General features: G+C 63.9%; 12 protein-coding genes and 4 pseudogenes. 8 read left to right on the plus strand and 8 right to left on the minus strand.

Annotated features, from left to right (window positions below; all coding sequences use genetic code 11):
- Position 1: 1 nt before the first annotated feature.
- From ACTGJ9_RS00690 to ACTGJ9_RS00715, 6 genes and pseudogenes are all read left to right on the plus strand, one after another.
- Complete coding sequence (locus tag ACTGJ9_RS00690) at positions 2-1,477, plus strand: type II and III secretion system protein family protein (protein WP_456675510.1); 1,476 nt, start codon at positions 2-4, stop codon at positions 1,475-1,477.
- 20 nt (positions 1,478-1,497) lie between these two features.
- Positions 1,498-2,231, plus strand: a pseudogene (locus ACTGJ9_RS00695) (CpaD family pilus assembly protein).
- Positions 2,228-3,492 (plus strand): annotated as a pseudogene (locus ACTGJ9_RS00700) (AAA family ATPase). Before ACTGJ9_RS00695 ends, ACTGJ9_RS00700 begins: the two co-directional pseudogenes overlap by 4 nt.
- A 21-nt stretch (positions 3,493-3,513) precedes the next feature.
- Positions 3,514-4,977, plus strand: a complete 1,464-nt coding sequence (locus tag ACTGJ9_RS00705; protein WP_456675511.1) for a CpaF family protein — start codon at positions 3,514-3,516, stop codon at positions 4,975-4,977.
- A gap of 16 nt (positions 4,978-4,993) precedes the next feature.
- Positions 4,994-5,971 carry a type II secretion system F family protein gene (locus ACTGJ9_RS00710; protein WP_456675512.1) on the plus strand — a complete coding sequence of 326 codons (978 nt, stop codon included), beginning with the start codon at positions 4,994-4,996 and terminating at the stop codon, positions 5,969-5,971.
- 9 nt (positions 5,972-5,980) lie between these two features.
- Positions 5,981-6,955: a type II secretion system F family protein gene (locus ACTGJ9_RS00715; protein ID WP_456675513.1), complete on the plus strand. Its 975-nt coding sequence runs from the start codon at positions 5,981-5,983 to the stop codon at positions 6,953-6,955.
- 63 nt (positions 6,956-7,018) lie between these two features.
- Here the strand turns inward: ACTGJ9_RS00715 and ACTGJ9_RS00720 are convergent, their stop codons facing one another.
- Both ACTGJ9_RS00720 and ACTGJ9_RS00725 read right to left on the minus strand, forming a co-directional pair.
- Positions 7,019-7,831 carry a tetratricopeptide repeat protein gene (locus ACTGJ9_RS00720; RefSeq protein ID WP_456675514.1) on the minus strand — a complete coding sequence of 271 codons (813 nt, stop codon included), beginning with the start codon at positions 7,829-7,831 and terminating at the stop codon, positions 7,019-7,021.
- 345 nt (positions 7,832-8,176) lie between these two features.
- Positions 8,177-8,380, minus strand: a complete 204-nt coding sequence (locus ACTGJ9_RS00725; RefSeq protein ID WP_456675515.1) for a hypothetical protein — start codon at positions 8,378-8,380, stop codon at positions 8,177-8,179.
- Between the two features lie 191 nt (positions 8,381-8,571).
- On the opposite strand from ACTGJ9_RS00725, the gene ACTGJ9_RS00730 reads away from it, so the two are divergent.
- Together ACTGJ9_RS00730 and ACTGJ9_RS00735 are read left to right on the plus strand one after the other, a co-directional pair.
- The gene (locus ACTGJ9_RS00730; RefSeq protein ID WP_456675516.1) at positions 8,572-9,945 is read left to right on the plus strand and encodes a leucyl aminopeptidase family protein; all 1,374 of its coding nucleotides are present in this window, start codon (positions 8,572-8,574) and stop codon (positions 9,943-9,945) included.
- A pseudogene (locus ACTGJ9_RS00735) lies at positions 9,938-10,791 on the plus strand (C40 family peptidase). The gene ACTGJ9_RS00730 and the pseudogene ACTGJ9_RS00735 overlap by 8 nt, the downstream one beginning before the upstream one ends.
- A gap of 6 nt (positions 10,792-10,797) precedes the next feature.
- Here ACTGJ9_RS00735 and ACTGJ9_RS00740 read toward each other — a convergent pair.
- The 6 genes and pseudogenes from ACTGJ9_RS00740 to ACTGJ9_RS00765 form a co-directional block, all read right to left on the minus strand.
- Positions 10,798-12,435, minus strand: coding sequence for an ABC transporter ATP-binding protein (locus ACTGJ9_RS00740; RefSeq protein ID WP_456678410.1), 1,638 nt, complete (start codon positions 12,433-12,435; stop codon positions 10,798-10,800).
- 7 nt (positions 12,436-12,442) lie between these two features.
- Entirely contained in the window at positions 12,443-13,621 is a 1,179-nt protein-coding gene (locus tag ACTGJ9_RS00745; RefSeq protein WP_456675517.1) for an ABC transporter permease, read from the minus strand.
- The gene (locus ACTGJ9_RS00750; protein WP_456675518.1) at positions 13,621-14,730 is read right to left on the minus strand and encodes a microcin C ABC transporter permease YejB; all 1,110 of its coding nucleotides are present in this window, start codon (positions 14,728-14,730) and stop codon (positions 13,621-13,623) included. The genes ACTGJ9_RS00745 and ACTGJ9_RS00750 overlap by 1 nt, the downstream gene beginning before the upstream one ends.
- 2 nt (positions 14,731-14,732) lie before the next feature.
- Positions 14,733-16,604, minus strand: a complete 1,872-nt coding sequence (locus tag ACTGJ9_RS00755) for an extracellular solute-binding protein (protein ID WP_456675519.1) — start codon at positions 16,602-16,604, stop codon at positions 14,733-14,735.
- A 14-nt stretch (positions 16,605-16,618) separates the two neighbouring features.
- A pseudogene (locus ACTGJ9_RS00760) lies at positions 16,619-18,513 on the minus strand (ABC transporter substrate-binding protein).
- A 211-nt stretch (positions 18,514-18,724) separates the two neighbouring features.
- Positions 18,725-19,279 carry a c-type cytochrome gene (locus ACTGJ9_RS00765; protein WP_456675520.1) on the minus strand — a complete coding sequence of 185 codons (555 nt, stop codon included), beginning with the start codon at positions 19,277-19,279 and terminating at the stop codon, positions 18,725-18,727.
- Between the last annotated feature and the right edge of the window lie 51 nt (positions 19,280-19,330).

Here is a 19,330-nt window from a genome sequence, read left to right on the forward strand (position 1 = left end):
TATGAAATGCAGGGCAGATCTGGCGACGATGCGGACCTCGATGGTTCGCGCCCTGTCGTTCTCGGCCGCTCTCGCGCTGACGCTCAACCCCGCGCTGACGCCCGTGATCGCCGCAGATTACCGTCCCGCCGCTCCGGTTGCGGCCGACGGCCAGATGAACGCGCGCTTCCTCTCGCTCGGCATCGGCAAGTCGATCGTGATCGACCTGCCGCGCGACATCAAGGACGTGCTGGTCGCCGATCCCAAGATCGCCAACGCGGTGGTCCGCTCGTCGCAGCGCGCCTATATCATCGGCGCCACAGTCGGCCAGACCAACATCGTGTTCTTCGATTCCGCCGGCCAGCAGATCGCCGCCTATGACATCGCGGTCAAGCGCGATCTCAACGGCGCGCGTGCGGCGCTGAAGCAGATCCTGCCCAATGCCGACATCCAGATCGACGGCCTCGGCGACGGCGTCCTCCTGACCGGAACTGCGGCCAACCCGCTCGAGGCGCAACAGGCCAACGACCTCGCCGCACGCCTCGCCGGCGGCCCCGATAAGGTGGTGAATTCGATCGTGGTCCGCGGTCGCGACCAGGTGATGCTCAAGGTGACGGTCGCCGAAGTCGCGCGCACCGTCATCAAGCAGCTCGGCATCGACCTCACCGCGAACCTGAACTACGGCACCTCGGTGGTGAGCTTCAGCAACTCCAACCCGTTCACGGCGCTTGGCAAGAATCTCGTAGACGGCAACAGTCTGACCACCAAGTTCGGCGCGACGCCATCGGTGCAAGCCACCCTGCGCGCGATGGAAACCGCAGGCGTGATCAGGACGCTGGCCGAACCGAACCTGACCGCGATCTCCGGCGAGTCCGCGACCTTCATCGCCGGCGGCGAATTCCCGGTGCCGGCAGGTTATGCCTGCGACCCCACCACGCATGTCTGTACCACCCAGATCAGCTTCAAGAAGTTCGGCATCTCGCTCAACTTCACCCCCGTGGTGCTGAGCGAGGGCAAGATCAGCCTGCACGTGATGACCGAGGTCTCGGAACTGTCGAATGAAAATGCAATCACGCTGTCGCAGGCCGTAACCGCCAATTCGGTCAACTCGCTGACGGTGCCGTCGATCAAGACCCGCCGTGCCGAAACCTCGCTGGAAATTCCCTCCGGCGGCGCGATGGCGATGGCCGGCCTGATCCAGCAGCAGACCAAGCAGGCGATCAGCGGCTTGCCGGGGCTCATGCAGCTCCCGGTCCTCGGTACCCTGTTCCGCAGCCGCGACTTCGTCAACAACACGACCGAGTTGGTCGTGATCGTAACGCCCTATGTCGTCCGCGCGGCGGCGCCAAAGGACCTGTCGCGGCCGGATGACGGCTTCGCGGCGCCCGCGGATCCGCAGGCCGAACTGATCGGCAATATCAATCGCATCTATGGCGTGCCGGGCCGGACCGAGCCGGCAAAGAACTACCGCGGCACCTACGGCTTCATCACGGACTGATGGCGGAACGGGGACATCATATGATTAAAACACGACCCCAAGCCCGCTACCGCGCCGCCGGCCTCGGTGGCGCGCTCGTCGGTATCGCGCTCGCGCTCGGCGGCTGCCAGCATGACGAGGTGGCCACCGCTTCCATTCCCGACGATTACAAGCAGCGGCATCCGATCGCGATCGAGGAACAGAACCGTTCGATCGTCGTGTTCGTGGGTCACGCCCGCGGCGGCCTGACCGCGGCCCAGCGCGCCGACGTGATGGGTCTGGCCTCGACCTGGATGCAGGAGGGCACCGGCGCCATCCACATCGATGTGCCGTCCGGAACGCCGAATGCGCGCCCGGCGGCGGAATCGATGCGCGAGATTCAGGCGATCCTGGCGGCGGCGGGCGTTCCCCCGCGCGGCATCATCGCCCGTCCCTACCAGCCGGAAGACAAGCGCTTCCTGCCGCCGATCCGGCTGACCTACTCCAAGATCGCCGCGGTCGCGGGCCCCTGCGGCCTGTGGCCGGAGGATCTCGGCCCCTCGATGAAGAACAAGAGCTGGTTCGAGAACAAGGATTACTACAATTACGGCTGCGCCTATCAGCGCAACATTGCGGCCATGGTCGACAATCCGTCGGACCTCGAGCAGCCGCGGTCGAAACTCCGGCCTACACAGCGCGCCGCACTGCCGCCCTCGAGAAGTATCGCAAGGGAACTCCGACGGCCGTTGCCTATCCCGAGGCCGATAAGGCCAAACTCAGCGATACCGGCAAATGATCAACTACGCGCGCCAGACTCAAGAAGAGCAGCCGGAGGCCCTGCCCCGGTCGACGAGCATATTGCGCCCGCGCCGCGCGTCTCGGTGCAGGCCTTCTGCGAAACCGTGGAGACCGCTGCAGCCGTGCAATCGGCGGGCGAGGATCGCCGTCTCGGCAAGGCCCATCTGAAGATCCAGATGGGCGGCATGGCGGCTGCGATCGAAGCCTATCGCTCCGCACCGACGCCGAACGTGATCGTGCTCGAGAGCGACGCCCGCAACGATTTGCTGGCCGGCCTCGACCAGCTTGCCACCGTCTGCGACGCCGGCACCCGGGTGGTCGTGATCGGCCGCATCAACGACGTCATGCTCTATCGCGAGCTGGTGCGCCGCGGCGTCAGCGACTACGTGCTCGCGCCGGTTGGTGCGATCGACGTCGTCCGCTCGATCTGCAACCTGTTCTCGGCGCCGGAAGCCAAAGCGGTCGGCCGCATCATTGCCGTGGTCGGCGCCAAGGGCGGCGTCGGCGCCTCCACCATCTCCCACAACGTCGCCTGGGCGATCGCACGGGACCTTGCGATGGACGCCGTGGTGGCCGATCTCGACCTCGCCTTCGGCACCGCCGGGCTCGACTACAATCAGGATCCTCCGCAGGGCATCGCGGACGCCGTGTTCTCGCCCGATCGCGTCGACACCGCCTTCATCGACCGCCTGCTGTCGAAATGCACCGACCACCTCAGCCTGCTGGCGGCGCCGGCGACGCTCGACCGGGTCTATGATTTCGGCACCGACGCCTTCGATGCGGTGTTCGACACGCTGCGCGCGACCATGCCATGCATCGTGCTGGACATCCCGCATCAATGGTCGGGCTGGACCAAGCGCGCTTTGATCGGCGCCGACGACATCCTGATCGTGGCGGCGCCGGACCTCGCCAACCTGCGCAACACCAAAAACCTGTTCGATCTTCTGAAGGCCGCGCGTCCCAACGACCGCCCGCCGCTGTACTGCCTGAACCAGGTCGGCATTCCCAAGCGGCCGGAGATCGCGGCGGGCGAATTCGCCAAGGCGATCGAGAGCCAGCCGGTCGTCTCGATCGCGTTCGAGCCTCAGATCTTCGGGGCGGCCGCCAACAACGGCCAGATGATCGCGGAGATCTCCGCCAACCACAAGTCGATCGAGATGTTTCTCCAGATCGCCCAGCGCTTGACCGGCCGCAGCGAGACGAAAAAACAAAAGTCGTCCTTGCTTTCACCGCTGATTGAGAAGTTGCGGGGAAAATAGGCCGCCCCATGGAGTCATTAAGTGTTCGGTAAGCGTAGCGGAACAGACACCGACCTTCGGGCTCCCAAGCCCGGCGCCGTGTCGCCAGAGCCTGCCTCGGCTCCGGCGCCGACGGTGTCGCGCGCGCCGCCCCCGCCGGCCATCGCCTCCCCGCCGCTCGCCCCTTCCCGGCCTGCGCCGGCCATGGAGACCCGCCGCTCGGACAACTATTACGAGGTCAAGGCGACCATCTTCGGCGCGTTGATCGAGGCCATCGACCTCGCCCAGCTCGCCAAGCTCGATTCCAGATCCGCGCGCGAGGAAATCCGCGACATCGTCAACGAGATCATCGCGATCAAGAACATCGTGATGTCGATCGCCGAGCAGGAAGAGCTGCTCGACGACATCTGCAACGACGTGCTCGGCTATGGTCCGCTCGAGCCGCTTCTGGCGCGCGACGACATTGCCGACATCATGGTGAACGGAGCCGGCACGGTCTTCATCGAGGTCAGCGGCAAGATCCAGAAAACCGGCATCCGCTTCCGCGACAACCAGCAACTCCTCAATATCTGCCAACGCATCGTCAGCCAGGTCGGCCGGCGCGTCGACGAATCCTCGCCGATCTGCGACGCGCGCCTCGCCGACGGCTCCCGCGTCAACGCCATCGTGCCACCGCTGGCGATCGACGGCCCCGCGCTCACCATTCGTAAATTCAAAAAGGACAAGCTGACGCTGGATCAGCTGGTCAAGTTCGGCGCGATCTCGCCGGAAGGCGCGGAAATCCTCCAGATCATCGGACGCGTCCGCTGCAACGTGCTGATCTCCGGCGGTACCGGCTCGGGCAAGACCACACTGCTCAACTGCCTGACCAACTACATCGAGCACGACGAGCGCGTCATCACCTGCGAAGACGCAGCCGAACTTCAGCTCCAGCAGCCCCACGTGGTGCGGCTCGAAACCAGGCCGCCCAACATCGAGGGCGAAGGCCAGGTCACCATGCGCGAGCTGGTGCGCAACTGTTTGCGTATGCGTCCTGAACGCATCATCGTCGGCGAAGTCCGCGGCCCGGAGGCCTTCGACCTCCTCCAGGCCATGAACACCGGCCATGACGGCTCGATGGGAACGCTGCACGCCAACAATCCGCGCGAAGCGCTGTCACGCTGCGGATCCATGATCACGATGGGCGGCTTCTCCCTGCCCTCGCGCACCATTCGCGAGATGATCTGCGCTTCGATCGACGTCATCGTCCAGGCCGCGCGCCTGCGCGACGGTTCGCGCCGCATCACCCACATCACCGAGGTGATGGGCATGGAAGGCGATACCATCATCACGCAGGACATCTTCCTCTACGACCTGGTCGGCGAGGACGCCAACGGCAAGATCATAGGCAAGCACCGCTCGACCGGCATCGGCCGCCCGAAATTCTGGGAACGCGCCCGCTATTACGGCGAAGAGAAACGCCTTGCCGCTGCGCTCGACGCCGCGGAATCGGCGCCGACGACGTGAGCGGGTCAACGCAGCCATGAACATGCAAGTCCTCGCCCTCGCCTTTCTCGCCACCGCCGCAGTCGGCGGCATCGCCTGGGTCTTCCTCTATCCGCTGCTGTCAGGCGAACGGAAGGCCGAGAGCCGCCGGGCCTCGATCGGGCGCGCCGACGTCCCCGCGGCCAAGCAGGCTGAAAAGAGCCAGCGCTCGCGCCGCGAGCAAGTCGAGACTTCGCTCAAGGATCTCGAGGCGAGGCGGGCACGGGAAAAGAGCGTTCCACTCCACATCCGCCTGTCGCAGGCGGGACTCGACTGGACGCCGCAGAAATTCTGGATCGCGTCCGCCGTCGTAGCGGGCGTGTTCTTCTTCGGCGCGCTGTTCGGTGGCGGCGGTCTGATCGGCGCGGTCGGTCTTGCCTTTGCCGGCGGCTTCGGCCTGCCGCGCTGGGCCCTGGGCTTCCTGAAGAAGCGCCGCGAAAACCAGTTCCTGAAGGCGCTGCCCGACGCCGTCGACGTCATCGTCCGCGGTATCAAGGCGGGCTTGCCGCTGTTCGAATCCATCAAGGTCGTGGCGGCCGACTCGCCGGAGCCGCTGCGCGGCGAGTTCCTGGCCATCATCGAGACGCAGGCGATCGGCATGCCGCTCGGCGAGGCTTGCGCGCGCCTCTACGACCGCATGCCGCTGCCGGAAGCCAATTTCTTCGGCATCGTCATCTCGATCCAGCAGAAGTCGGGCGGCAACCTTTCCGAAGCGCTGGGTAACCTCTCCAAGGTGCTGCGCGACCGCAAGAAGATGAAGGAAAAGATCCAGGCGATGTCGATGGAGGCCAAGGCCTCGGCCGGCATCATCGGCTCGTTGCCGCCGATCGTGATGTTCCTCGTCTATCTCTCCACGCCCGGCTACATCTCGCTGCTGTGGACCCATCCCACCGGCCAGCTCATGCTGGTCGGCTGCGTCGTCTGGATGTCGATCGGCATCATGGTGATGAAGAAGATGATCAACTTCGATTTCTGATGGTGCCGTATGGTCGATTTACTCGTCACAAAGCTGCACGACGTTCACTTCATGACCATGCTGCTGGCGGCCATCGCCGCCAGCGCCACCGTGTATACGCTGGTGATGCCGCTGTTCGCCGGTGAAGGCCTCTCCAAGCGCATGAAGGCGGTGGCGAGCGAGCGCGAGCGAATCCGGCAGCGCGAGCGCGAACGCCTCAACAAGAGCGAAAAGGTCTCGCTGCGCCAGACGCCAAAGCAACTCGTCTCCAGGGTCGTCGAGGACTTCAACCTCACCAAATGGCTGGCGCAGGAAGCGGCGCGCGACAAGCTCATCATGGCGGGCTATCGCGGCCAGGCGCCTTACATCACATTCCTGTTCGCTCGCATGGTGGCTCCGCTCGTGCTGTTCGTCGGCTCGGTCGTCTACGTGTTCCTGATCGCGCACATGGAGAAGTCGATGCCGGTCAAGATCGGCATGTGCGTCGGCGCGGCCTATGCCGGCCTCCAGGCGCCGATGCTGTTCCTCAAGAACGCGATCTCCAAGCGCCAGCTCTCGATCAAGCGCGCCTTCCCCGATGCACTCGATCTGCTGCTGATTTGCATCGAATCCGGCATGTCGGTGGAAATGGCGTTCCGCAAGGTCGCGACCGAAATCGTCGGCCAATCGATCGCGCTGTCGGAGGAATTCACGCTGACCACGGCCGAGCTGTCCTATTTGCAGGACCGTAAGGTGGCTTACGAAAACCTGGCGAAGCGCACCGGGCTCGAAGGCGTCAAATCGGTGTGTCTGGCACTTCAGCAGGCGGAACGCTACGGCACCCCGCTCGGCCAATCCCTGCGCGTCATGGCGCAGGAGAATCGCGACATGCGCATGAACGAAGCCGAGAAGAAGGCCGCCGCACTGCCGCCAAAGCTGACGGTGCCGATGATCCTGTTCTTCCTGCCAGTGCTGTTCGTCGTCATTCTCGGACCGACCGGTATCAAGATCTCCGAGCTGCACTGACGCCGGAGATTGCGAACCGCACGCGGTCCGCAGCCGATTTCATCGTCGGAAGATCGGGTCTGATCAGTCGGGCTGGCTGAGCGAAGCAACCGGCGTCCGCTTCGGCGCACCGCGCGGGCCGTCGTTGCGGTTCAGCATTTCCTTGAGATACGCGACGTTGGCCGCGGCCTGGTCCGGCGGCAGGTCCGCCTTCACGATGGTCTCGGCCTCGGCGAAGCGGCCCTCGAGGCCGACCACCAGGCCGAGATTCTGCCGCACGCGGGAGCTCGCACGCGGCGAAGCGTAGGCTTGCCGCAGCGCCTCTTCCGCCTTGGGCAGGTCTCTCGACAGCATATAGGACAGGCCGAGGTTGGAGAGCACGCCGGGATCGCCCGGCGCAATCTTCAGCGCGCTCGCATAATAAGCGCGCGCCTCGTCGTGACGGCCCATCTGATCGAGCGCGGTGCCCTGCACCGAGAGCAGGCGCCAGTCCGGATTGTCGGGCGAATGCGCCCTGGACAGCACGTCGAAAGCCTGCTGGAAATTACCGTTGTCGGCGAGCGCGCGGCCGTATTGGGCAAGCAGCGGCTTGTTGCCGGGATTGGCGATGGTCGCCTGTTCGAGCACGGCGGCGGCCTGGGCGCGCTGGCCGTTGGCACGCAGGGCCTGGCCATAGGCCAGCGCCGCGTCGGGGTCCTTGGGGTTGGCGCGGTAGCGCTCGCTATAGGTCTCGATGGCGCGCGCCGGATCGACCGGGGCGGCTTCCGCCCTTGGACCGATCGAGCCGGTCACATCGGAGAGTTTTGACATTGCCGTACAGCCACCAAGGCTCGCGGCCGCCAGCACGATCAGCGAGGCGGAGGCAAGAAGCCGGGCAGGACGGAACCATTGACGCATGACGCTTTGACTCTCGAGCCGATTGATCGAGCCGAACGCGCCAGCAATAGACTGTTAACCCTAATGGCCGGTTAACGCGGAACACCGCCGCGATGTGGCGGCATCTCGCCGCCAACGCCTAGATCGAGGCCGAGCAGCTTCATCGACCTACCCATTTGCGCCGCTCATTACGAATGCTGCGTCGCCCAAACAATTGAGAGAAATCCTTCGGCGAATGCTGCCGTCAGATATCAACCCGGATCGACATCAACCGCAGCGTTGGCAAAGCCCTGCGCAACTTGTTCGTGAACCGAGTTTCTCAACTCGACATGCGAGCGCAATCGGCGGATGGGTTCGCTCGGACGATCAATATTCGATGGCGAGACGTTTGCGGATTTCGTCAATGCGCTTGTCGAGCGCATCGAACCGCGCATGAACCGACCGGTCATGAAGATAGAAAACGTAGCCGCCGGCGAGAAACGCGAACACCCAATGGTGATGCTCGACATAGCCAAAGGCAGCCTCGATAGCCTGGCCAATGAATGTGATCACGCCCCAGACAAATTCCATTGCACTCCTCCCGGCACGCTTCGTCTACGCTCGCCGGCGTTCTCTGCGCATCTGGCGACTGTCGCCCGGAACCCTAGCATGGCTCCTTCCCTACTAGTAGCAGTTCGCTGAACGGTGACCGCAAAGCCGATTGCAGCCACCGCAAAACTCTGCGAAGTCTCCTGCAGCCGAATGACCCCGCGGACCCGCCAATGCCATCCGTCTTCGAGACGTCCACGACTGCCATACCGATCACCTTCGTCACCAAATCGAGCTGGGATGCCGTGCGCGAGACGCTGCCGCCGACGCAAGGCCGGTTCGCCACCGCGAGCGCCTTTGCCGCCAAGCCGGGTGGCTATCTCGCGCTGCCCGCGCCCGACGGCACGATTGCGCATGTGCTGTTTGGGCTCGAGGACGATGGTGCCAGATCGCACGATGCGTTCCGGCCGGGCGCATTGCCCGGCCTGCTGCCGCGGGGCACCTATCGCTTTGCCAATGCACCGCACGATGCACGACTGGCGGCGCTCGCCTTCGCGCTCGGCAGCTACCGCTTTGCCCGTTACCGCAAGGCCGACAAACCCGACGTCCGGTTGGTGCCGCCTGACGGCGTCGACCCTGCCGAGATCAACCGCATGGCGGATGCCGCGATGCTGGCGCGCGATCTCATCAACACGCCCTCCAACGACATGGGACCGGAGCAACTGGCCGCGGCCGCGCAAGAGCTCGCCGCCGAGTTCGGCGCAAGCTACGCCTGCACCATCGGCGAGGATCTCAAAACGAGCTTTCCGCTGATCCACGCCGTCGGCATGGCCTCGGACCGTGCGCCGCGGCTGATCGACATCACCTGGGGAGATCGCAGCCATCCCAAGGTGACGCTGGTCGGCAAGGGCGTCTGCTTCGACACCGGCGGGCTCGATCTGAAGCCGTCGAGCGGCATGCTGATCATGAAGAAGGACATGGGCGGCGCGGCCAACGTGCTGGCGCTGGCGCGCATGGTGATGGATGCGAAGCTGAAGGTGCGTCTGCGCGTGCTGATTCCCGCGGTCGAGAACGCGGTCTCCGGCAACGCCTTCCGCCCGCTCGACATCTTCACCTCCCGCAAGGGCATCACCGTCGAGATCGGCAATACTGACGCGGAAGGACGCCTGGTGCTAGCCGACGCGCTGGCGCTGGCCGACGAGGAGAGACCCGAGCTGCTGATCGATCTGGGCACGCTGACCGGCGCCGCGCGCGTCGCGCTGGGACCGGATTTACCGCCCTTTTACACCAACGATGAGACGCTGGCCTCCGACGTCGCGCGCTGCGCGGTGAAGGAGAACGATCCCTTGTGGCGCATGCCGCTGTGGCCGCCCTACGATGCCTGGCTGGACTCCAAGACCGCTACCATCACCAACGCGCCGTCCGGCGGCTTTGCCGGCTCGATCACCTGCGCGCTGTTCCTGCAACGCTTCGTCGAGCATGCCAAAAGCTGGCTTCACGTCGATATTTATGGCTGGACGCCGTCGGCGAAGCCGGCGCGTCCCGAAGGCGGCGAGTGCCAGGCCGCGCGCGCCATCTACACGTTGCTGAGCGAGCGCTATGCGTGATCCAGGACACGATCCAAGGCTGACGCCGGCGCGGGGCGACCTCGCCGCCAAATATCTCAAAGGCAAGGTGCAGGCGAAACGCTTCGTCACCGGCGAGGAATTCGAGGTGATCGCGCCGATCGCAGCCGTGCGCGAGCAGCCGTCATCGAACGCGATGTTGATGACGGAAGCGCTGCGCGGCGAGCGCGTCACGGTCTATGATCGCAATGGCGAAGGCTGGGCCTGGGGCCAGCTCAATGGCGACGGCTATGTCGGCTGGCTTCCCGATGCGGCGCTGATGAAGCCGACCGCCGCGCCCACGCACAAGGTTGGTGCGCTCCGAACCTTTGCCTTCCCGGGCCCTCGATCAAGCTGCCGCCGGTCGATACGCTGGTCCTGGGCTCAAAGATCGCGATTTCGCGCGAGGACAGCAGCTTCGCCGTGACGCGCGACGGGACATTCCTGCCGAAGACACATCTCGTCCCGCTCGATCATAGCGAGCCGGACTTTGTCGCCGTCGCCGAGCGCTTCGTCGGCACACCCTATCTCTGGGGCGGCAAGAGCAGCCTTGGCATCGATTGTTCCGGCCTGGTGCAGGTGTCGCTGACGGCAGCCGGCATCGGATGTCCGCGCGACAGCGACATGCAGCAGACCGGACTCGGCCGCGAGCTGGAGCCGCACGAGGCCAGCAAGCTGCAACGCGGCGATCTGATCTTCTGGAAGGGCCACGTCGCCATCGTCCGCGACGGCAGCACCATGGTTCACGCCAATGCGCACCATATGGCGACGGTCGTCGAAGCCATCGCGCCGGCGATCGCGCGGATCAAGCAAGCGGGCAGCGAGATCGTCGCGATCAAGCGGCTCTGACGAGACCTACGTCGCCACCGATCCGTTTCCTTCCGTCTCCAGCCGGAACGCCGCCGCGAACAGCGCGCGCGTGTAGTCCGTCTTCGGTGACTTGAACAGCTCGGCCGCCTGGCCTTCCTCGACCACCTTGCCGCCGCGCATCACGATGAGATGGCTTGCGAGCGAGGCGACGACGCGCAGATCGTGCGAGATGAACATGTAGGTGAGATCGCGCCTGCGCTGCAATTCACGCAGCAGATCGACCATCTGCGCCTGAATGAGCATGTCGAGGGCGCTGGTCGGCTCGTCCAGCACGACGAAATCCGGCTCCAGCACCACCGCGCGCGCGATGCTGATGCGCTGGCGCTGGCCGCCGGAGAATTCATGCGGATAGCGGTAGCGGGTGTCCGGCTTCAACCCGACATCCTCCAGCGCCTTGACGACGCGCGCCTCGCGCTCGTCGCGCGACAGCTTTGGTTGATGCACGGAGAGGCCTTCGGCGATGATGTCGGCGACCGACATGCGCGGGCTGAGCGAGCCGAACGGATCCTGGAACACGATCTGCATGTCGCGCCGGAACGGCCGCATCTCCTTGAAGCGCAAACCCTGGATGTCTTTCCCCAGGAACACGATACGGCCGTTCGAGGAGATCAACCGCATCAGCGCCAGCCCCAGCGTGGTCTTGCCCGAGCCGGATTCGCCGACGATCCCCAGCGTCTCGCCCTTGCGCACGGCAACGCTGACGCCGTCGACCGCCTTGATGTGGCCGACCGTCTTACGCATCAGGCCGCGCTTGATCGGAAACCACACCTTGAGATCATCGGCCGACATCACCACCGGCGCATCCGGCTGCGGTGGCGCCGGATCCGGCTTCGGCTCGGCTGCGAGCAGATCGCGCGTATAAGGATGCTTGGGAGTCCTGAAGACCTGCTCGACCGGCCCCTGCTCGACGATCTCGCCGCTCTTCATGACACAGACGGTATCGGCGATGCGGCGCACGATGCCGAGATCGTGGGTGATGAAGAGCAGGCTCATGCCGAGCCGCGCACGGATTTCGGCGAGCAGCGTCAGGATCTGCGCCTGCACGGTGACGTCAAGCGCCGTGGTCGGCTCGTCCGCGATCAGCAAATCCGGCTCGTTGGCGAGGGCCATCGCGATCATCACGCGCTGGCGCTGGCCGCCGGAGAGCTGGTGCGGATAGCTGTTCAGCCGCGTCTCCGGCTCGGGAATGCCGACCTGCGTCAGCAGTTCGAGCGTCCGCTCGCGCGCCCGCGCGTTGCTGGTCGGATTGTGCAGCTGGATGATCTCGCCGATCTGCGCCTCGATCGTGTGCAGCGGATTGAGCGAGGTCATCGGCTCCTGGAAGATGATGGAGATGTCGCTGCCGCGGATCTCTCGCATCTCTCGCTCGGTCTGGTCGATCAGTTCCTGCCCCTTGAAGCGGATGCTGCCCGAGGGATGCGAAGCGCTGGGATAGGGCAGCAGCTTCAGGATCGAGAGCGCGCTGACCGACTTGCCGGACCCGGATTCGCCGACCAGCGCGACGCATTCGCCGCGCTTGATCTGGAACGAGACCTTGTCGACCGCAAGCGTCGTGTTGCCGCCCTGGTGGAAGGCGACCGAGAGGTCGCGCACGGCAAGCAGGGGCTGGTTGATCGCGTCCATCATGCCCTCACTTGAACGTCTTGCGCGGATCGAAGGCGTCGCGCACGGCTTCGCCAATGAAGATCAGCAGCGAGAGCATGATCGCGACCGAGAAGAAGCCGGAGAAACCGAGCCAAGGCGCCTGCACGTTGGACTTGCCCTGCGACAGCAACTCGCCGAGCGACGGCGAGCCGGGCGGCAGCCCGAACCCGAGGAAGTCGAGCGCGGTCAGTGTCATCACCGAACTCGACACGATGAACGGCAGGAACGTCATGGTCGCGACCATCGCGTTCGGCAGCAAATGCTTGAACATGATCACGGAGCTCGACACTCCGAGCGCGCGTGCCGCCTGGATGTACTCGAAATTGCGCCCGCGCAAAAACTCCGCGCGCACGAGCCCGACCAGCGACACCCAGGAAAACAACAGCAGAATGCCAAGCAGCACGAAGAAACCGGGCACCAGTACCGACGAGAGGATGAGCAGCAGATAGAGCGACGGGATCGCAGTCCATATCTCGATGAAACGCTGGAACAACAGGTCGATCCAGCCGCCGAAATAGCCCTGCACCGCGCCGGCGGCGATGCCGATCACGGAGGAAACGATGGTCAGGCAGAGGCCGAACAGCACCGAGATGCGGAAGCCGTAGATCAGCCGCGCCACCACGTCGCGGCCCTGATCGTCGGTGCCGAGCCAGTTGTATTCGAGGTCGCGGCAACTTTTGAGGCCCTTCTTCTCGACCACGGGCTTGCATTGCGCCTCCGTCAACATCCAGGTTGGCGGCGACGGCGCCGGCGTCGGCAGATCGAGATTGTGGGTGTCGTAGGAGTAGCGGATCAGCGGCCAGACGATGCTGCCGCCCTTGTCCTTGATCAGCTTCTGCAAATAGGGATCGCGGTAGTCGGCCGCCGTTTCGAAGTCGCCGCCGAAGGTCGTCTCGGAATAGGTGACGAAGGCCGGCCAGTAGAGATGGCCGTCATATTTGACGAGGAACGGCCGATCATTGGCGATCAGCTCGGCGAACAGGGACACAACGAAAAGGACCATGAAGATCCAGAACGACCAGTAGCCGCGCCGGTTCGCCTTGAAATTATCCCAGCGCCGTCTGTTGAGCGGCGATGGCGCGAACGGCTTGCGCGTGATCGGCACGGCCGTGCCGAGCGGCGACTTCGCGGTGGTTTCGATCGGGGTGGGAGCAGCCAGCGTCATCAGACTTCCCGCGCCTCGAAATCGATCCGCGGGTCGATCCACATGTAGGTTATGTCCGAGATGAGGTTGACCACGAGGCCGACGAGCGAAAAGATAAAGAGCGTGCCGAACACCACGGGGTAGTCGCGGTTGAGAACGCTTTCGAAACTGAGCAGCCCCAACCCGTCCAGCGAGAAGATAGTCTCGATCAGAAGCGAGCCCGAGAAGAAGGCGTGGATGAAGGTGCTGGGAAAGCCTGCGATGACGATGAGCATCGCGTTGCGGAAGACGTGGCCATAGAGCACCCGGTTCTCACTGCAGCCCTTCGCGCGCGCAGTCATTACGTATTGCTTGCGAATTTCATCGAGAAACGAGTTCTTGGTCAGGAACGTCATGGTGGTGAACGCGCCGAGCCCCATCGCGATCAGAGGCAGTGTCAAATGCCAGAAGTAGTCGATGATCTTCCAGTACCAGGGAAATTGCGACCAGCCGTCCGACGTCAGCCCGCGCAGTGGGAACCAGTTGAAGAACGAGCCGCCGGCAAACAGGATGATCAGGAGGATCGCGAACAGGAAGCCGGGAATTGCGTAGCCGAGCACCAGCACGGTCGACGTCCAGGTGTCGAACCGCGTTCCGTCCTTGACCGCTTTGCGGATGCCGAGCGGAATCGAGATCAGGTAGGTCAGGAATGTCAGCCAGATGCCGAGCGAGATCGAGACCGGCAGCTTTTCCTTGATCAGCTGGAGCACGCTGACATCGCGGAAATAGCTGTTGCCGAAATCGAAGCGGGCGAAATTCCACACCATCAGCGCGAAGCGCTCCGGTGCCGGCTTGTCGAAGCCGAATTGCTTCTCCAGCTTCTTGATGAAGTCGGGGTCGAGCCCCTGCGCACCCCGGTATTTCGAGTTGATGGCATCGCCGCCGGCGCCCAGCTGTCCGGGCGCCCGTTGCGCAAAGTCGCCACCGCCGGAGATGCGGGAGCTGCCGCCGGTATCGGCGCCCGACAGCTGAGCGATCACGCGCTCGACCGGACCGCCCGGCGCGAACTGCACGACGACGAAGGAGACGAACAGGATTCCGAGCAATGTCGGAATCATTAGCAGGATTCGGCGGGCGATATAGGCGCTCATGATTATTTCGCCTGCTCGAGCTTGGCTGCCTTGGCGGCGTCGTACCACCAGTTCTCAGGCGCACCGACGCCTTGCGCATATTTCGGCGGCTTGTCGGGATGGCTGAACTGGTCCCAATAGGCCACGCGATGGAAGTTCGCATACCATTGCGGTACCCAATAGCGCCCGGCGCGGAATACGCGGTCGAAGGCCCGGCAGGCCGTGGTCAGCTCTGCTCGGGTCTGGGCGGCAATGATCTTCTCGATCAGCGCGTCGATGACAGGATCGGAGATGCCGGCGAGGTTGTACGAGCCTTTGGTCTTGGCAGCTTGCGAGGAGAAGAACGCCCGCATGGCATCGCCGGGCGTCGCCGACATCGAGAAGCGCTCGATCGTCATGTCGAAATCGAAATCCTCGAGCCGCGCGCGGTACTGCACGGCGTCGACCAGGCGGAACGTCGCGTCGATGCCGAGCGTCGCGAGGTTCTTCAGGTAAGGCCCGTGATGCGGCTGGATCGACTGCTCATCGTTCAGGAACTCGATCGTGAAGGGCTCACCATTGGGCAGCACCCGCTTGCGGTCCTTGATGACGTAGCCGGCTTCGTTGAGCAGCTCGCCCGCCTTGCGCAGCAGAGCCCGGTCCTGGCCGGAGCCGTCCGACACCGGCGGCACGAAGGGCTGGCCGAATACCTCGTCGGGTACTTTGCCACGAAAGGGCTCCAGCAATGCGAGCTCTTCCGGCGAAGGCGGCCCGGATACCATCATGTCGGAGTTCTGGAACGGCGAGTGGGTGCGCGCATAGGCGCCGTACATGATCGACTTGTTGGTCCATTCGAAATCGAACGCGTAGATCAGCGCCTCCCGTACCCGCGGATCGCTGAACTTGTTGCGACGAAGATTGATAAACCAGCCCTGTGCGCCCGACGGGGTCTCGTCCGGCAGCTGCTCGCGCTTGACGCGACCGTCCTTCATCGCCGGGAAATCATAACGTGTGGCCCAGATGCGCGCCGTGAGCTCCTCGCGGAACAGATAGTTCTTGCCGGTGAAGCCTTCGAAGGCGACATCGCGGTCGCGGTAGAATTCGTAGCGCACCGTGTCGAAATTATAGCTGCCGCGGCAGACCGGCAGGTCGGCGCCCCACCAGTCCTTGACGCGCTCATATTCGATGTAGCGGTTGACCTCGAACCTGCCGACCTTGTACGGCCCGGAGCCCACCGGCGTATCGAGCGTCGATTCATCGAAGGCGCGCGTGCCGTAATAGGCTTTCGAGAAGATCGGCAGGCTCGCGACATAGAGCGGCACGTCGCGCGCGCGGTTCGGCGCGAAGGTGACGGCCACGGTGGCGTCGTCCAGCGCCTCGGCCTTCGCGAAATCGCGAAGTTGCACCACGATCAGCGGATGACCCTTCTCCTTCAGCGTATTCAGCGAGAACGCGACGTCATGTGCAGTCAGCCTGGAGCCGTCGTGGAAGCGGGCCTCGGGGCGCATCGTGAAGGTGTAGGTCAGCTTGTCGGGCGAGATCCGCACCGATTTCGCCGCAAGGCCGTACATCGCGTCGGGCTCGTCATTGGCGCGCGCCATCAACGGCGCGAAAGTCATGTCCATGCCCTGCGCACCCTCACCCTTCAGGATGTAGGCGTTGAGCGAAGAGAACGTGAAATAGGACTGATTGTAGGCCCGCACCGAAGGGATGAGCGAGAACGCGCCGCCCTTTGGCGCCTCGACATTGACGTAGCCGAAATGGTGGAAGTCGACGGGATATTTGAGATCGCCGAACGCCGAGATGCCGTGAGCTTCGACAGGCCCCTCGGACGCCGCCGCGTTGCGGAATGCGACAGCACTAAGCGCGCCACCGGCGCCCAAAGCCAATACATGCCGGCGTGAAAGCTGCGCCATGCGCAATTGCTTCCTCAAGAGCGTTTTCCGATGCGTGCCGCCTTCTCTGCATCGTACCACCACAGCGTCGGCAGGCCGGAGCGGCCATATTTCGGCAACGGCTCGGCATGGCTGAATCGGTCCCAACGGGCGTAGCGCGAGAAGCCGTAGGTGAATTGCGGCACGAGGTAGAAATTCCACAACAGCACGCGGTCGAGCGCATGGGTCGCCGCGACCAGCTCGCCCCGGTCCTTGGCGTAGATCACCTTCTCGATCAGGGCATCGACCGCGGGATTCTTGATGCCGATGGTGTTGCGCGCACCCGGCATGTCGGCGGCCTGCGAGCCCCAGAACTCGCGCTGCTCGTTGCCGGGCGAGAGCGACTCGCCCCATTGATCGATGATCATGTCGAAGTCGAAGCTGCGCAGCCTGTTCTGGTATTGCGCATCGTCGACGACGCGGATCGAGGCGCTGACGCCGATCCGCTCCAGCGACGGCTTGTAGAACAGCGCGATGCGTTCCGACGACGGATCTTGCACCAGGATCTCGACCGTGAGCGGCTTGCCGGAGCTATCTACCAGCTTGTGGTCGCGCACCTCGAATCCGGCTTCCTTCAAAAGCTTTGCCGCCTCGCGCAGATTGGCGCGCACAGCCTCAGGATTGCCGCCGACCGGATTCTGGTAGGCCGTGGTGAAGACCTCCGGCGGCACCTTGTCCTTCACGGTTTGAAGAATCTCCAGCTCCCGCCCTTGCGGCAGGCCGGAGGAAGCAAGGTCAGTCCCCTCGAAATAGCTGCCGATGCGCTTGTACTGCCCGTAGAAGAGCTGCTTGTTCATCTCCTCGAAGTCGAAGGCATAGTTGAAAGCCCGGCGCAGCCGCGCGTCCTTGAACTGATCGCGGCGAATGTTGAAGACGAAGGCCTGCATGCGCCCGGAATCGTTGATCGGGAATTCCTCCTTGATCACTCGCTTCTCGGTCACCGCCGGAAAGTCGTAGGCCGTGGCCCACTGCTTGGCGGAGTTTTCCGCAATCCAGTCGGCCTGATCCGCCTTGAAGGCCTCCAGCGCGACGAGGTTGTCGCGAAAGAACTCGAAGCGCAATTCGTCGAAATTGTTGGTGCCGATCTGGCTCGGGACATTGGCGCCCCAATAGTCCTTCACCCGCTCGAGCTTGATCGAGCGTCCTGCGACGAATTCCTTGATCTTGTAGGCACCTGAGCCGAGCGGCGGCTCCAGCGTGGTCGCGCCGACATCGCGCTTGCGGCCTTGCGCATCGGTGCCTTCCACCAATGCTTCGGCAGCACCGTGAGCTCGCCCACGATGGTCGGCAATTCGCGGTTGCCCGGCGCATCGAAGGTGAACTTGACTTCGCGCTCACCACTCTTCTCGGCCTTGGTGACGTGACGATAATAGGACGCGTACATCGGAGACTGCTTCTTCAGCGTCTCCAGCGAGAAGATCACGTCCTCCGGCGTTACCGGCTTGCCATCGTGCCAGCGCGCTTCTTTCCGCAAGCGGTAGGTCACCCAGGAAAAATCGTCGGGGTGCTGCGCGGATTCGGCGAGCTCGCCATATTCGGTGGCGACCTCGTCCTGGGCACGCGTCATCAGCGTTTCGTAGATCAGCGCCGCGGCGGGCGCGAGCGAGCCCTTGATGCCGGCAACCGCAATGTTGAAATTGTCGTATGTGCCAATAGAGATTAGCCGGGCGACGCCGCCCTTTGGCGCATCCGGATTGACGTAATCGAAGCGCTTGAAATCGGTGGGGTACTTGATGTCGCCAAACAGCGACAAAGCATGCCGCCAGGGTAGCTCACCCGCCGATTGCGCCTCAGCCGCGCCGAAGACGGAAACGCCGGCTGCGGAACCGAGGGCGGGAAGCGCAGCGACTGCGGCGCCAGTGAGCAAGAGATCGCGTCGGGTAATGGCCAAATCAACATCCCAGTCTTGAAGGAGGTTACCCCTTTAAGTTCTCAATATAGGCGAGGTTTCGACCGAATATGTTGCTTTTTCCTAATCTTGGAAGCCCCGCCGGGCGCCTCGCTGCGGCGAAACGCCCCGATAACAACGCCGCGAGGCCCAGATATGGAAACGGCCAGGCTTTTCAGCCTGGCCGTACATCCGAGATGAAGACTGAAGAGCCTTATTTCGCCGCGGTCGGGAGCGGCTTCGGGCTGTCGGAGAGGCTGTTCAGGTAGGCGATGACGTCGGCGCGCTCGCTGTCCTTCGGGATACCGGCGAAGCCCATCGCGGTGCCCGGGATGAAGCCCTTCGGATTGGCAATGAACTTGTTGAGGTCGTCGATGGTCCAGGTGCCGCCCTTGGCCTTCATCGCAGCCGAGAAGTTGAAGCCGCCGCGGTCTTCGCCACGATGGTCACCGACGATGCCGTAGAGGTTCGGACCGACGCGATTCGGACCGCCCTTCTCGAACGTGTGGCAGGCCTGGCACTTCTTGGCGGCGGACGCGCCCTTCTCGACGGAGGCGGTCTGGAGCAGCTTTTCGATCGGCTCGGACGGAGCTGCGGCGGCCGGAGCGCCGCCCTTGTCGCCCGCTTCTTCCTTCACGGCGATCTCGAAGCCCGGCTTTTCCGGCATTTTTGGCGAGAACAGCGCCTGCGCGGTGAAGCTCGTCACCAGCAAAACGAGACAGGTGCCGAGCACGGCACCGAGGATCTTGTTCAGTTCGAAAGAGTCCATTTCCGGCTAGGCCCCACACCGCAAGAACGAAATAGCGGCCGGGCGGCCGCC

Source organism: Bradyrhizobium sp. RDM12 (assembly GCF_051917485.1).
Taxonomy (GTDB): Bacteria; Pseudomonadota; Alphaproteobacteria; order Rhizobiales; family Xanthobacteraceae; genus Bradyrhizobium.